This window comes from bacterium (assembly GCA_023150945.1).
In the GTDB taxonomy this organism is placed as follows: domain Bacteria; phylum Zhuqueibacterota; class Zhuqueibacteria; order Zhuqueibacterales; family Zhuqueibacteraceae; genus Coneutiohabitans.
Map to the genome: position 1 here is coordinate 92,325 of JAKLJX010000018.1, position 14,321 is coordinate 106,645.

Consider the following 14,321-nt stretch of genomic DNA (forward strand, 5'->3'; position numbering starts at 1 on the left):
TGTGAGGCAAGAAATGAACGTCTTTCGAGCGGCGCTGCGCCATCACGCCAAAGGCTCCAATGCGCGCCTGGCCGGCATCTTTTCCGCCGTGGCTGCCGCTGCCGTCCTCCTCACGCTGCTGTATGTCATTTTCATTGGCCGGCATTTTCATGGCCGTTGGCTGCTCAACTATCTCGTGCCCGTGGTGCTGCTGGCGGCCGGTCTGGTGTTCGTCCAGCTCGCGCGCACGGCCAAAGATGGTTATGCCGGATTGGCAAATGCCTTGATGGCGATCTTTCTCTTGTTCGGCGCCATTGTCAGCTTGGTGACCACGCTGCTGCTGCTGGCCTGGGTCCAGTGAGGCACTGTGGCACGAAGAAGATATCCACCCCGGAAGGTTTTGTTTTTGGTTGTGAAACCTCCGCGTCATGGTGAATCAAAAATGCTAACACACCATCGTATGCCCATCAAACAATGCCGTGAAGACTGAATGGGAGCCGGGCATGGACAGCACCGCCACCGTTTTCTATGACAACCTGGCGCTCGAAATCGTCAAACACCTGCCCTCGATTCTCTGGTTCTTGTTCGCTTGCGCGCTGGCGATTCTCTTCTACAAACCCCTTTCATTTCCCACCGGCCTTTTCTATATTCGCCGATAATTTTTTTCCAGGAACCAACCAGGGCGGCGACATGACCAGGACTCTCTTTGAACAGCGACTGCGGGAAAAGATCATTGTCTTCGATGGGGCAACCGGCTCGAATTTGCAGTTGATGAATCTGACGCCGGAGGACTTCGGCGGTGAGGTTTACAACGGCTGCAACGAACATCTGGTGTTTACCCGGCCGGAAGCCGTGGAGAAACTGCATACCAGCTTTCTCGCAGCCGGCTGTGATGTCATTGAAACCAACACCTTCGGCGCAACGGCGATCGTGCTGGCAGAGTATGACCTCGGCCGGCAAGCGCATGCCCACAACCGCCGCGCGGCTGAAATTGCCCGCTCCGTGGCCCGCGAATTCTCCACGCCTGAGCATCCGCGCTTCGTGGCCGGCTCGATCGGCCCAACCACCAAGCTCCCCAGCCTCGGTCACATCTCCTACAACGAAATGTACGACGCCTACTTCGAGCAAACCGCCGGTTTGGTGGCAGGCGGCGTCGATGTGCTGTGCGTTGAGACCTGCCAGGACTTGCTGCAAACCAAGGCCGCGCTCGCTGCCATCTTCGCTTACCTTGCCGAAAAGAGAGTGCGCCTGCCGGTCATCGCCAGCGTCACCGTCGAAACCATGGGCACGATGCTGCTGGGCAGCGACATTTCCGCGGCGCTGGCGGCACTGGAGCCGTTTCCGTTGACTGCCATCGGCATGAACTGCGCCACCGGTCCGCAGGAAATGTCGGAGAACATTCGCTATCTCACCGGCAACAGCCCTGTTCCGGTTTTTTGCATGCCCAATGCCGGTCTGCCGGAAAACGTCGGTGGCCAGGCGCATTACAAACTCTCTCCCGAAGAACTCGAACATTATCTCACCCACTTTGTGAAAGATTTGGGGGTGCAGATCGTGGGCGGCTGTTGCGGCACCGAGCCGGCGCACATCCGCCGCCTCGCCGCAGGCGTTGGCGGGTTTGCCCCCAAAGCGCGCGTGATTGATTTCATTCCCTCGGCCGCCAGTCTGTACAGCAGCACGCCGCTGCATCTCGATCCCCCGCCGATTTTAATCGGCGAGCGTCTCAATGCCAACGGCTCGAAGAAATTCCGCGAGCTGTTGCAGCAGGAAGACTGGGAGGCGATGGTGGCGATGGCGAAAGAGCAGGTGCGCGAAGGCTCACACATGCTCGACGTGTGCGTGGCCTACGTCGGCCGCGACGAGGTGCGGGACATGATTCCGCTCATCGAACGGCTGAACACGCAGGTTTCCGCGCCCTTGGTGATCGATTCCACCGAATGGCAGGTGATCGACGCCGCGCTGCAGCGCGTGGCCGGCCGCGCGATCGTGAACTCCATCAACCTGGAAGACGGGGAGGCGCGCCTGGAGCATGTCTTGCCCTTGTGCCGGCGCTACGGCGCGGCGGTCATCGCGCTGACCATCGATGAACAGGGCATGGCGAAGACGGTGGAGCAAAAAGTCGCCATTGCCCGCCGCATTCATGATCTCGCCTGCGCAAAATACGGCATGCGGCCGCAGGATTTGATTTTCGATTGCTTGACGTTCACCCTCGGCAGCGGCGACCAAGAGTTTCGCAAGAGCGGTATCGCCACCCTCGAAGCGATTCGCCGTATCAAAGCGGAGATGCCCGGCGTGCGCACGATTTTGGGCGTGAGCAATGTTTCCTTCGGCTTGTCCGCTCATGCACGTCACGTGCTGAATTCCGTGTTTCTCTACTATGCCGTGCAGGCCGGCCTCGACATGGCGATCGTGCATTCCTCCAAAATTCTGCCGCTGCACAAAATCGGCGAAGCAGAACGCGAATTGCACCGCCGCTTGATCTTTGACGACCGCCGCTTCGACGGAGCCGGTGCCTGCCTCTCCGATCCGTTGCAGGAGATCATCGCCTACTATGCCGAGCGCAGCGCGCACAAGCAGGAAGCGGCGCCGCTGCCGGCGGAGGTGGAAGAACGCCTGCAACGCCGGATCATCGACGGCGACAAGCTCGGCCTGGACGCCGATCTCGCCGAGGCGCTGCAAAAACATACGCCGCTCGACATTATCAACAATATTCTATTGGAAGGTATGCGCGTGGTCGGCGAGCTGTTCGGCTCCGGCCAAATGCAACTGCCCTTTGTGTTGCAATCCGCCGAAACCATGAAAGCCGCGGTGAAATACCTCGAGCCCCACATGGAACGCCTCGAAGGAATGGCCAAGGGCACGATGGTACTGGCCACGGTCAAGGGCGACGTGCATGACATCGGTAAGAATCTCGTCGACATCATTCTCACCAACAACGGTTATCAGGTGATCAACCTCGGCATCAAAGTGCCGGTGGAAAAGATGATTCATGCCGCTGAGCAGCACGGCGCGGACGTCATCGGCATGAGCGGCTTGCTGGTGAAGTCAACGCTGATCATGAAGGAAAATCTCGAAGTGTTGAACGAGCGCGGGATCACCGTTCCGGTGATTCTGGGCGGTGCGGCGCTGACGCGCGCCTACGTGGAAGAGGATTTGGCAGCAATCTATCGCGGGGCGCTGGCATACGGCAAGGATGCCTTCGCCGGCTTGCACTTCATGCGTGAGATCTGCGAGGGCGAGGCGCCGGCATCTTCATCGTCGCCGGCGCGCCGCAAGCGCGGGCCGGGGCGCCGCAACGGGGAAGAAAATCCGCAAGCCCATGCCGTACCGGAGGCGGAGGTCGTCACGCCGGGCTGGCAGCCGGTGGCCATTCCAGCCGCGCCCTTTTTGGGAACCAGAGTCGTGCGCGACATCCCACTCACCACCGTGTTTCAATATCTCAACAAGATTGCGCTCTTTCGCGGTCAATGGCAGGTGCGCCGCGGCAAAATGGCGGTGCCGGAATACGAACGGCTGGTGCAGGAGAAATTCGAGCCGCTGCTCGCAGACTTGCAGCAGCGCTGCCTCGCCGGGCGCATGCTGGTGCCCGAGGTGATCTACGGCTATTTTCTCTGCAACAGTCGGGGAAATGACGTCATCATCTACGATGACAAGGGTGAGCGGGAAATCGAGCGCTTCACTTTTCCGCGCCAGACGCAGGGCAATCGCCACTGCCTGGCGGATTTTTTCGCGCCAGCGGACAGCGGCAAGCGCGATGTGATCGGCATGATGATCGTCACGGTTGGCCAGGCTGCGTCGGAAATCTCACGCCGGCTGTTTGAAGGCGACAAGTATTCCGACTATCTCTATTTCCACGGCCTGAGCGTGGAAAGCGCCGAGGCGCTGGCAGAATATTGGCACAAGCAGATGCGCGCGGAGTTGGGCCTGGCAGCGGAAGATGCCGGCGAAATCCGCGATCTCTTCCGGCAATCCTATCGCGGCGCACGCTTCTCTTTCGGCTATCCCGCCTGTCCCAATCTTGAAGATCAAGCCCGGCTGTTCCGTCTGCTGGATCCGGGCCGCATCGGCATTTCATTGACCGAGGAGTTTCAGCTCGTGCCGGAACAATCGACTTCGGCGATCATCGTGCATCATCCGGCAGCGAGGTATTTCAACGTTTGACGCGGCTGTGCCGTCTCTTCAGCAGCACGTGTATCTATGCTGCAGGAGCAGTTTCCTGCGGGGAGGGAGTTGCCGCTGGCGCAAGATGTCGCTGCCTTCGCACTTCTGCCATCACGATACTCGCGGCATGGCTGAGTGCGAGGGAGGTGGCGCCTCCCACGGTGGGGATGCGGACAAAGCCATCGCAGAAATCGCGCAGCCCGCGCGACAATCCGCGCCGCTCGCCGCCAATCGCCAGCATGATTGGGCCGGTCAGGTCCACCTCATACATCGCCCGTTTGGCGGTGGCAAGACTTCCCCAGAACTTCACTCCCAGCCGCCGCAAGGGCGTCAACTCTTTCTCGATATTTTCGATCTGAACGAGGGGTAGGCGTTCGAAAGCACCGGAGCTGGCGCGCGCGACCGCCACACCGTCGAAATTCCACACGTGCTTTTTGAGAAATACTGCGTGCGCTCCCAGGGCTTCCGCTGTGCGCAGCGTGTACCCCAGATTCTGGGCATCCTCGGTTCCTTCAATCAAAACCAAAAAAGCCGGCTCAGTGAAGTGCCGGCTGCGCTCGAGCAGCTCGGACACCGGCATCACTGGTTTCGGTGTACAAAGGACTGCCAGTCCGCCGTGGGACCTGCCTTTGGTAAACGATTCCAGCTCGGCGGCCGCCACATACTTGATCGGAACAGATTGCGATTCGGCCGCTGCAATTACTTCCCGAATGCGGGGCAGCGGTGTTCCCTGTTTCACCAACAGCAGTTGGAACCGGCGTTGCCGCGCCAAAAGAGCTGGCAAAACACACTGTTTGCCTTCAAGAATTTCCATGTGCGGTTGGGTCGCTCTCGGTAAGAATTCGGCGTTTGTACGTCCACCTGTCGTCTGATGCCTCGCTGTCCTGACCGGCAATTTGCGGGAACTTGCCCTGAAAAGCAACAACGGATTATTGGGGCGCCACTTCTAGCGTAGAAAGGTGCTGGCTTCCGCAGGCGAACAAAAAGTTGCTATACTTTTGCAAATTATTTCACTATTCTGAGAAAAATTTTCACGTGCTGACGTCCTTGTACTTGTGGTCTTGAGCCATATTCGAGTACGAGCACAAAAGTTCAGTACTGCTGGCGCGTTCCTCCGCTCTCTGATTGTCTTCCCCACACCGCTCCGACGAGCCGACATACCGACTTTTGCGTTCTTTGTGCCGTTGTCCCACCGAACATATCTCAACCAGGGGAGAAAGAGAGATGTGCCAAATCGGTATGATTGCACAGGATAGCCAGCTCAACCGATCATTGCGCCGCGCGCTGCAGGCGAGCACCGGCTGTCAGGTTTCCAGTTTCGACAACGTTGTAGACTGCCCACCCGTTCAACTCCACCATTTTAACCTACTCATCGCCGAATGGCAGGCCGTCGCCCCTCACCAACGGTTCCTCCAGGAATTCAACCGCGACAATCCCGAAGCCACCGTGATTTTGCTTGCTCCGCGCGAAACAGCGGTGATTCTGGCCGGCCGGGGTGAACTCGGCATCGATGAAATCATCCCTCTTGCACGAGATGAACACCAGATGTCCGCCATCCACGACTGGCTCGTGCAGCGGGTCGCCGCGCTCGATCATCTGCAAGGGCTCCAGGAGAGATTGTACCGGGAAATGCGCCACAGCCAGATCGTCGCCAAGAGCGGGGCCATGCGGGAGATTCTTTGCCGGCTGCCGCAGTTGGGCGATTCCGAGGCCACGATTTTGATCACCGGTGAAACCGGCACCGGCAAGGAGCTGATCGCCCGCGCGATTCACTATCTCGGCCGTCGCGCCAGCCAGCCGTTCGTGACGGTTGATTGCGGCGCGTTGCAGGAGCATCTCATCGAGAACGAATTGTTCGGCCACGGCCGCGGCGCTTACACCAGCGCCAATGCGCCGGCCATTGGCTTGATTCAGGAGGCCGCCGGCGGCACGCTCTTTCTGGATGAAATCGAAGCGCTGCCGCTGAGTGTGCAAGTCAAATTTCTCCGGTTCTTGCAGGAGCATCAGTACCGGCCATTGGGCCAGTCGAAATACGTCGCGGTGGATGTGCACGTCGTCGCCGCCACCAATCGTGACCTGGCAGAGGCGGTCCGGCTGCGGGAATTCCGGCAGGATTTGTATTATCGCCTGGAAGGAGTGAAGATTCTCGTGCCGCCGCTGCGTGAACGCAGGGCCGATATTGCCGCGCTGGCATTTCATTTTCTCAAAAAGCATCTGCCGCCCGCGGCAGAGCGTGCTCCGAACCTCCCCGCAGAATTGCTGCAGCAATGGGCGAAACATGATTGGCCGGGCAACGTGCGGGAGTTGGAGAACAGGATCATGTCCCTGCTCGTCGAACAACCGCCCGGCAAGGAAATCACGGAAACCTCTGTCGTTGCAGACGCCGCAGCCGTGCGACCGCTCATGGAGGTCAGGAATGAAGCGATGACGCAATGTGATTCCACCTATCTGCAAAACCTGCTGAAGCTGACCAAGGGCAATCTCAGCGCCGCTGCCCGCCTCGCCGGCATTCACCGCAAGAGTCTGGCGCAGTTGCTCAAGAAATATGGTATTACCATTCCGCGCAGCCAGGATTCGGATTCCGACTGAGGCTTTCACGCCTCAGTCTTCAGGTTGGTTAGGTTGCTGTTTTGCCTTAGTATTGTTTCTACGCTGAGGCGATTGCACCTCACTCCCGCTCTCTCGCCGGCCATTTCATTTCCACTTTGTCGTCAAGAATCCCGCCAAAACCGCTGTTTTCCCGCTGGCCGGCTGCTTGGCCTGGATGTTGCCGGCCGGCCACGCAGCATGCTGACAGTGCTCGATCAGCAAGTTCCAGTGGTCAACCCTTACGCAACTTGAAGAAACCCTCCAAAAACGATACGCGCCGAATCGCCATTGCCATTCTGCACTATCTCCGTGACCATCCTCAGGCAAAGGACAGTGTCACCGGCATTGCCCAGTGGTGGGTGGGAGCGGAAAGGAATGCGGTGGAAGAGGCGCTGAAGGTCCTGCTGCGCGAGGGCGTTATGGTGAAGCGCCGCCATCTCTACCAGTTGGCTGCGGATCGCAGCGTGCCGCACGATCTCGATTTGCTCGAACAAGCCTTGCAGCAGCACGACAAAACGCGATAGCCCTGACTTGGGCGACGCCGAAGCGCCGGCCCTGATCTCCAACTGCATTCAGTGTCTGGGAAACTGAGGCGTGCGCACCTCAAGCTGGCGCCATCGCCGCGCAGCGGCGCAGAACGCGGGTTGCAAATTAAAGCAGTTACCGCGTTGCCGCAGCGTTGTTCCCGTTGGCGCAAATGTTGCGAGTGGTGAGGCTGCGTCTACGTCGTGCAAGTGGGAATCAAATCCAACTCCGAGACAAGAGCTGTTGGGCGCATGCCTGAACCAGCATCATGAATCCCTTTCATAAAAATTCCAGTACTGAGCAGCCGGCACCGCCATCATCTTTGAAACCGCCGGGGGCAGAGCCATACGAGAATGCCCATGCGCACTTGCTCGACGAGCTGCGCTGGCTCAACCGGCTGCTGCTGGCGCATTTGCTGCGTCTGCGCGCGGCGAATTTCTACGACCATGTGAAGGATTTCCGCGGCTGGTTCACCGCGGATGAAGAGATTGACGCCCTGTTTGCCGACGGTGTCTTCGAAAAGGAGGGCAACCGCGGCACCGCAAATCAGCAGAGCATAGCGGAGCTGGGCCGTCAGGCGCAACGCCTGCGCACGACAATCGCTGCTCGCGTTCGCGCCGGCGCCGCGCAACAGAATTTCCTGCCGCTGGTTCATCTCGCCAACTGCTTTCGTCTCGACGCGTTTGAGCAGCACAGCCTGCTGATTTGCCTGGCCCCGCAGCTTGATGCACGCTACGAAAAAATCTACGCCTACCTGCAAAACGATCTCACCAAAAAATCCGCCAGCATTGATTTGATTCTCGGCCTGCTCTGCACGGAAATGGCCGAGCGGTTGGCGTGTTTGAGATACTTCCATCCCAGCGCGCCATTGCGGCATTTTGGTTTGGTGGAGAATGGCGACGCCGACCACGGCGGCTCGGCGGCGCAGCACTCGCTGCGGGCTTCGTTGCGTATCGTGCAGCATGCGCTCGGCAATGCCGTCCTCGACGAGCGCTTGGCCGGCGAGGCCCGGTTTCTGGCGCCATTGAGTTGGGAGAAAGTCGTCATCAACAGCGCGTTGCGACGGCAACTGCAGCGTCTGTTCAGCGCCACCGGCCAGGATTCTGCCACGAGGCGGATTCTCTATCTGCACGGCCGCCGCGGCCTCGGCAAGCAGACAATCGCGCGCGCGCTGTGCGGCGAAAATCACCTGCCACTACTGGCGGCGGATGTCAGGCCCTGGCTTGCCCACCCGGATACGTTTCAAGAAAAACTCCGCCTATTTCTGCGCGAAGGCCTGCTGCAGCCGTGTGCCGTTTTCATCGCGCATCTTGAAAGGCTCGAGCTGGCCGCGGAGGAGATGCCCTGGTTGCGCGAGAAATTCTTTCAGGAGATTGCCGAGTTGGGATGGACGCTGTTACTGTCCAGCGAAAATCCGCTGCCGGCCTCGTGGCCCAGTTTGCCCGAGGTTGTGCCGGTTGCAATCCCGGCGCCGGATTCCGCGGAGCAACAGGCGCTCTGGCGCTTGCATCTCAATGGCTTTGTCGAAGCCGGTGATTTGCAACCGCTGGAGGAATTGACCACGCGCTTCGATCTGAACGGCGGTCAGATTGCCGGCGCGGTGCAGCTCGCCACGCAGGCCGGCCGGTTGGCGAATCCCGCAGGCACGCCCATCACGTTGCGTGATTTGTTCCGCAGCAGCCGGATACAATCGCAGCCCAAACTCTCGGCATTGGCGCGCAAGATCGAACCGAAATATGCCTGGCAGGATCTCGTGCTGCCGGAAGATCAAATGCAGCAACTGCGCGAGATTGCCGATCAAGTGAAGTTCCGGCATGTGGTTTTGCACGATTGGGGCTTTGCCGGCAAACTGTCGCTGGGACGCGGCATCAATGCGTTGTTCGCCGGCCCCAGCGGCACCGGCAAGACCATGGCCGCCGAGGTGATCGCCAACGAACTCGGACTCGACTTGTACAAGATCGACCTCTCCGCCGTCGTGAGCAAGTACATCGGCGAAACCGAGAAGAATCTCAACCGCGTCTTCACCGAAGCCGAACACAGCAATGCGATTCTGTTTTTCGATGAAGCGGATGCTCTGCTGGGCAAGCGTTCGGAGGTGAAGGATGCCCACGACCGCTACGCCAACATCGAGATCGCGTATTTGTTGCAGAAGATGGAAGAGTATGAAGGCCTCGTCATCCTGGCCACCAATTTGAAGAAGAATATGGACGATGCCTTTGTGCGGCGGCTGCAGTTCGTGGTGGACTTGCCGTTCCCAGACGAGAAGTATCGCCACCGAATTTGGTCGGCCATCTTTCCGTCCAGCACGCCGCTGAGTGAAGAGATTGATTTCAAGCTGCTCGCTAAAAAACTGAAGATTACCGGCGGCAACATCAAAAACATCGGCCTGAAAGCCGCTTACTTGGCGGCCGCCGAGGGCGGAGCGGTGCGCATGCAGCACGTGGTGCGCGCCACCAAGCGGGAGTTCCAGAAGATGGGCAAGCTGTACGTGGAATCCGATTTCTATCGCGAAGGAAAGGTACTGGATTGAGATGAGCGATTCCGCCATTGCCGCCGTGGGCTCGACTCTGATTGCCCTGCTGCGGCAGAACATGCTCGATTACGTGGCCGCGCCCGAACAAATCGCGCTGGTGTCGCCCGCGGAGGCGGCCGGCCAGGACATTCGCTTGTCCCTGTTCCTCTATTCCGTGGTCGAGAATCCTTATTTGAAGAACGACAACCCCCGGCAGGTGAATGCAACCAGGTTGGTTTATCCGCCGCTGTCGCTGGATCTGTATTATCTGCTCACCACCTATCCGGCGGAGGGCATTCCAGACCTGACCGAGCGCATGCTGCAGGCCCATCGCATTTTGGGCCGCGCCATGCGGGTCTTCTATGATCACGGCAATCTCGCGGGTACCATTTTGCAGGGCGATTTGGCCGGCAGCGGCCTGGAGCTGCGCCTCACGCTCAACCCGATCACGGTTGAAGATCTCACCCGCATTTGGAGTGTCTTTCCGAACCGGGATTATCGCACCTCGGTGAGTTATCTCGTCACCCCCGCGCCGCTCGATTCGGAAAGAAGCGACAGCGCACAACGTGTGGTAGCGAAACAAGCGGACCATGATCACATGGTTCCGGCACAGGAGAATCGCTGAATGGCGCTCCAACGGCCGTATGTCACCAACCGCTTCATCGCCTATGCCGGCGATCGTCTCACCACCACGCTTTCGCTTGCCGTGGCGGTGTTCGATGAATTCACGCTGGAAATGCCGGCCACCGGGATCGAAGTGGTGATCGAAGAGGGCAGAAACAGACGCGTGGCGGTGCGCAATCGCAGCGGCTATTTCTGCTTCAACAATCTGCTGCCGCAAACCTATACTGTGGCGGTGCGGCCGGATCCTGCGGCGGGCAACTGGTTTGTTGCGCAGACCCGGCAGATCATCGTGCCGCGGCCGAATCACCTGCATCCGGTTGAAGAATTCATTCTCAAAACCACGCCCGCGTATCCCTTTCCGGCGCATGCCAATTTGATCAGAGGCATGGTTGTCGTTAACCCGCAGGCCGTGCCGCTGGTTCCGATTATCGGCGCAATGGTGACGGCGGCGGCGGAGTTTCTCGATCCCAATCAGCCTCCGGCCACGGTTACTGATCAAAACGGCGAATTTGCCCTGTTTCTGAGAGAAGTGGAACTGGAAGACGATGAGCCTTTTGTCAAAGAGATTACGCTCACCATTGCCAAAGGCGGCCAGCAAAAACCGATTCCGATCACCGACATGAAGGAAGGCACGACGGTCAATTTGCAGCGAATCAAATTTCCATGATCATACTGACAAGTCAAAATCCCGGGGCGGCGCAAACGCTCACGGAAACAGTCAACCCGTATTGAGGCAATCAAGGAGGTAAAGATGTCAACCCTGAGCGGGGCACCAGTGCAAGGGCAAACCGTGCCGGAGAACGGCGGCAGCGCTGCCGCACAAGCACAAACGCCCGAGGAAAAACGCAGTGAGTTGGAGCGCAATCTGACCAAGCTCGACAAAGATTTGCAGCGGCTGAATCAGCTCAACAAAACCTGGAAGGATGACTTCACCACGATCGACAAGCTCATCAAAGACCTGGAGAAGATTCTCGACGCCTACGAGAAGGCACAGCCGAAGCTGTCCGATGATTGGAGTGCGCGCGACAGCTACGCGCGCATCCAGGAGCCGATGCTGAAAGAGGCGGTGAAAGGGAAAGAGGGCGAGATTGACGGCATCGTCACGAAATGGAATAACGCCGAAGTAGAATGCCAAAAGGAGCTCGAAACAGCCAAGAAAGCCAGGGATGAAGCCGACCAAGCGCTGGCAGAGGCACAAGAGAATCTCGCGGCCGCCACCCAGGCCTTCGAGAACACCAAGCTGCATCAGAAGCGCATTGAAGATGATCTGAAAAAACTGGCGGATCTGCAAAAGCAAATTGAAAAAGAGGAGGAAGGGGGGAAATACGCGGTGATGTATTACTTGCTGCAGGAGTACATCGCCATCAAGAACAACAGCAAGGTGCCGGTCGAAACGAGCCGGGAAAAGCTCGAGCAGGAGTTGGTCGCCAAGTGGCAGGCGATGGACACGGCGCTGCGGGTGATGCGCTTCAAAGAGAAACAGCAGAAGGAAGCCGCGGAAAAATACGACAACAAGAAAAAGGAATGCGAGCAGCTTTCCGCCGGCAAGCGCGCCAACATTCTCGCGGATCTTGCGAAGATTGCATTCTAAACAGCCTTTCCAACGAAAAGATGAACGAGAGGAGAATTCATCATGCCAGAATACTTATCCCCAGGTGTATACGTCGAAGAGTTCGAGATCGGCGCCAAGCCGATCGAAGGCGTCAGCACCAGTACTGCGGGCCTTCTGGGCAAAACGCTGCGCGGACCTTTGATGCCGCGGTTCATCAACGGCTTCGAGCAATTCAAGCGTATCTATGGGAGCTACCTTTCCGACTCCTATCTGGCCTATGGCGTCGACGGCTTCTTCACCAACGGCGGCCAGCGCTGTTTTGTCGGCCGCATTGCCGCTGATGACGCTGTGGCCGCCAATGCCGTACATGACACGATCCTGATCGAGGCGATTGGTCCCGGGGATTGGGGCAATCGCATTGCCATCAAAGTCGGACCCGGCAGCCTGCAGGACGAAACCCAGCCCGAACCTTGGGGCAAAATCAAATTGACCGTGATGTATTGGGATCAACCTCCACCGACACCATTGGTGGACCCCACCGATCCTTTGAACGCCATCAACCCCAATCGCCGGGAGCCGACCCTGCTGGAGGTGTATGATAATCTCTCCGCTGACCGGACCTCTCCGGATTACTATGAGACCCGAGTGAATCCGCAATCCAATCTGATTCGCTTGACGCGTCAGGCGGACAACAACCCGTCGCAATTGACTCTCTCTCTGTTTCCCGATCTGGGCGGCGTAGCCGGCGCGGAAGGGTCGGCACTCGATTTGGCTGACTACCAGGGTCGAACCCTGCCAGCGCTGCCGGATGGCACTATCAATCGAACCGGCCTGTTGGGATTCCGGGAAATCGACGAGATCTCAATCGTCGTCATCCCGGATCATCATCGCGTGCCCGCCTTGACCGGCGCCATTGTCACACATTGCACGCAAATGGCTGACCGTTTTGCCGTGCTGCATTCCAACGATGCAACCGACACTTTGAACAACATCAACAATCTGCGGCCGCCGCAGGATACCACCTATGCGGCATTTTATTTCCCCTGGATCAAAATCTTCGATCCCAGAACGAATCAGGACTATCTCATCCCGCCTTCCGGGCATGTGGCCGGTATCTACGCCAAAACCGATGTCGAACGCGGCGTGCACAAGGCGCCGGCCAACTACGTCGTGCAAGGCGCGACGGCCCTGCAATTCCAGATCACCAAAGGCGAGCAGGATCTGCTGAACCCGCGCGGCGTGAATTGCCTGCGCGTGTTTCCGGGGAGAGGGCTGCGCGTCTGGGGTGCCCGCACGTGTTCGACCAACACGCTGTGGAAGTACATCAACGTGCGCCGTCTGTTCCTGTTTTTGGAGGAATCCATCGACGAAGGCACGCAGTGGGTCGTGTTCGAGCCCAACAACGAGCGGCTGTGGGCGCGCGTGCGGCAGACCATCACCCAGTTCCTCACCACGGTGTGGCGGGACGGCGCGCTAATGGGACTGACCCCCGAAGAAGCCTTTTTCGTGAAATGTGACCGCACCACCATGACCCAGGACGACATCGACAATGGCCGGTTGATTTGCATCATCGGCGTGGCACCGGTGAAGCCCGCGGAATTCGTCATCTTCCGCATCACGCAATTCGCCGGCGGCTCCGAAGTCGCCGAGGTCTGAGAGACAATGCGAGCCTGGCCTCCACCGCAACCCCTGCGCTGGAGCACGGTGCTCCCGCAACTGTGCTGGTTCTCAACTGCTGTACATGATTCAGGAGATTCGATCCCATGGCAAGAAATGATCCCTATCGCAATTTTCGTTTTCGCCTCGAGATTGACGGCATCGATCAAGCCGGTTTCAGCGAGGCCAGCGGCTTCGACATCACCGTCGATCCCATCGACTATCGCGAAGGCGCCGATCCGACCCACGTGCGCAAGCTCCCCGGCCTCACCAAGTTCGGCAACGTGACGTTGAAGTGGGGCGTGACCGATTCCATGGCCTTGCATGACTGGCACCGCCAGATCGTGAACGGCGACATTCAGAGAAAGAATCTCGCCATCGTGGTGCAGGGCGAAGACGGGAGCGACAAGGCCCGCTGGAACATCGTGGAGGGCTGGCCGACCAAGTACACGCCCACCACGTTGAATGCCAAAGGCAACGAGGTGGCGATCGAGACGCTGGAAATCTGCAATGAAGGCGTCATTCGCGTGAGTTGATGCGCCGGCAATGACACCGGGCTGCTTTGTCAAGGGCAGGCTAGTACACGGTTACCTTGAAAAATGTATCCACCATCATTGTCATCCTGCAAGGATCTTGTGCAGATTTGAGCGCGGCGCCAAGTACTCCACAAGACTCCTTCTGAATGACGTTCGGTTTCACTCTTACAAATCAAGGTAACAAAGC

12 protein-coding genes are annotated in these 14,321 nt (G+C 58.6%); 11 read left to right on the forward strand and 1 reads right to left on the reverse strand.

The genetic code is table 11. The annotated features are described in order from the left end of the window. Positions 1-13 precede the first annotated feature (13 nt). The 3 genes from L6R21_20890 to metH all read left to right on the forward strand — a co-directional run bounded on the left by L6R21_20890 (position 14) and on the right by metH (position 4,140). Positions 14-340, forward strand: a complete 327-nt coding sequence (locus L6R21_20890; GenBank protein ID MCK6561663.1) for a hypothetical protein — start codon at positions 14-16, stop codon at positions 338-340. Positions 341-458: 118 nt separating this feature from the next. After that, complete coding sequence (locus L6R21_20895) at positions 459-638, forward strand: hypothetical protein (protein ID MCK6561664.1); 180 nt, start codon at positions 459-461, stop codon at positions 636-638. 31 nt (positions 639-669) lie between these two features. Further along, entirely contained in the window at positions 670-4,140 is a 3,471-nt protein-coding gene (gene metH / locus L6R21_20900; GenBank protein ID MCK6561665.1) for a methionine synthase, read from the forward strand. Between the two features lie 34 nt (positions 4,141-4,174). On the opposite strand, the gene L6R21_20905 is transcribed toward metH, so the two are convergent. Beyond that, positions 4,175-5,035 (reverse strand): RNA methyltransferase, encoded by an 861-nt coding sequence (locus L6R21_20905; GenBank protein MCK6561666.1) that lies wholly within the window; start codon positions 5,033-5,035, stop codon positions 4,175-4,177. Between the two features lie 329 nt (positions 5,036-5,364). Here L6R21_20905 and L6R21_20910 point away from each other — a divergent pair, with 329 nt between their 5' ends. From L6R21_20910 to L6R21_20945, 8 genes are all read left to right on the forward strand, one after another. Beyond that, the gene (locus tag L6R21_20910; GenBank protein ID MCK6561667.1) at positions 5,365-6,729 is read left to right on the forward strand and encodes a sigma-54 dependent transcriptional regulator; all 1,365 of its coding nucleotides are present in this window, start codon (positions 5,365-5,367) and stop codon (positions 6,727-6,729) included. Between the two features lie 248 nt (positions 6,730-6,977). Next, positions 6,978-7,253, forward strand: coding sequence for a hypothetical protein (locus L6R21_20915; protein MCK6561668.1), 276 nt, complete (start codon positions 6,978-6,980; stop codon positions 7,251-7,253). A 269-nt stretch (positions 7,254-7,522) separates the two neighbouring features. After that, positions 7,523-9,784 (forward strand): ATP-binding protein, encoded by a 2,262-nt coding sequence (locus L6R21_20920; protein ID MCK6561669.1) that lies wholly within the window; start codon positions 7,523-7,525, stop codon positions 9,782-9,784. Between the two features lies 1 nt (position 9,785). Further along, positions 9,786-10,391: a DUF4255 domain-containing protein gene (locus L6R21_20925; protein MCK6561670.1), complete on the forward strand. Its 606-nt coding sequence runs from the start codon at positions 9,786-9,788 to the stop codon at positions 10,389-10,391. Continuing rightward, on the forward strand, positions 10,392-11,057 hold the full coding sequence (locus L6R21_20930; protein ID MCK6561671.1) for a hypothetical protein: 666 nt from the start codon (positions 10,392-10,394) through the stop codon (positions 11,055-11,057). A gap of 84 nt (positions 11,058-11,141) precedes the next feature. Continuing rightward, positions 11,142-11,981 carry a hypothetical protein gene (locus tag L6R21_20935; protein MCK6561672.1) on the forward strand — a complete coding sequence of 280 codons (840 nt, stop codon included), beginning with the start codon at positions 11,142-11,144 and terminating at the stop codon, positions 11,979-11,981. 42 nt (positions 11,982-12,023) lie between these two features. Beyond that, the gene (locus tag L6R21_20940; protein ID MCK6561673.1) at positions 12,024-13,598 is read left to right on the forward strand and encodes a phage tail sheath family protein; all 1,575 of its coding nucleotides are present in this window, start codon (positions 12,024-12,026) and stop codon (positions 13,596-13,598) included. Between the two features lie 107 nt (positions 13,599-13,705). Then, positions 13,706-14,134 (forward strand): phage tail protein, encoded by a 429-nt coding sequence (locus tag L6R21_20945; GenBank protein ID MCK6561674.1) that lies wholly within the window; start codon positions 13,706-13,708, stop codon positions 14,132-14,134. Positions 14,135-14,321 lie beyond the last annotated feature (187 nt).

What these genes read in the sequence shown, in the direction of transcription:
- L6R21_20890 (MCK6561663.1), top strand. Translation starts at nt 14, where the DNA reads ATGAACGTCTTTCGAGCGGCGCTGCGCCATCACGCCAAAGGCTCCAAT.
- L6R21_20930 (MCK6561671.1), top strand. Translation starts at nt 10,392, where the DNA reads ATGGCGCTCCAACGGCCGTATGTCACCAACCGCTTCATCGCCTATGCC.
- L6R21_20925 (MCK6561670.1), top strand. Translation starts at nt 9,786, where the DNA reads ATGAGCGATTCCGCCATTGCCGCCGTGGGCTCGACTCTGATTGCCCTG.
- metH (MCK6561665.1), top strand. Translation starts at nt 670, where the DNA reads ATGACCAGGACTCTCTTTGAACAGCGACTGCGGGAAAAGATCATTGTC.
- L6R21_20940 (MCK6561673.1), top strand. Translation starts at nt 12,024, where the DNA reads ATGCCAGAATACTTATCCCCAGGTGTATACGTCGAAGAGTTCGAGATC.
- L6R21_20920 (MCK6561669.1), top strand. Translation starts at nt 7,523, where the DNA reads ATGAATCCCTTTCATAAAAATTCCAGTACTGAGCAGCCGGCACCGCCA.
- L6R21_20945 (MCK6561674.1), top strand. Translation starts at nt 13,706, where the DNA reads ATGGCAAGAAATGATCCCTATCGCAATTTTCGTTTTCGCCTCGAGATT.
- L6R21_20910 (MCK6561667.1), top strand. Translation starts at nt 5,365, where the DNA reads ATGTGCCAAATCGGTATGATTGCACAGGATAGCCAGCTCAACCGATCA.
- L6R21_20935 (MCK6561672.1), top strand. Translation starts at nt 11,142, where the DNA reads ATGTCAACCCTGAGCGGGGCACCAGTGCAAGGGCAAACCGTGCCGGAG.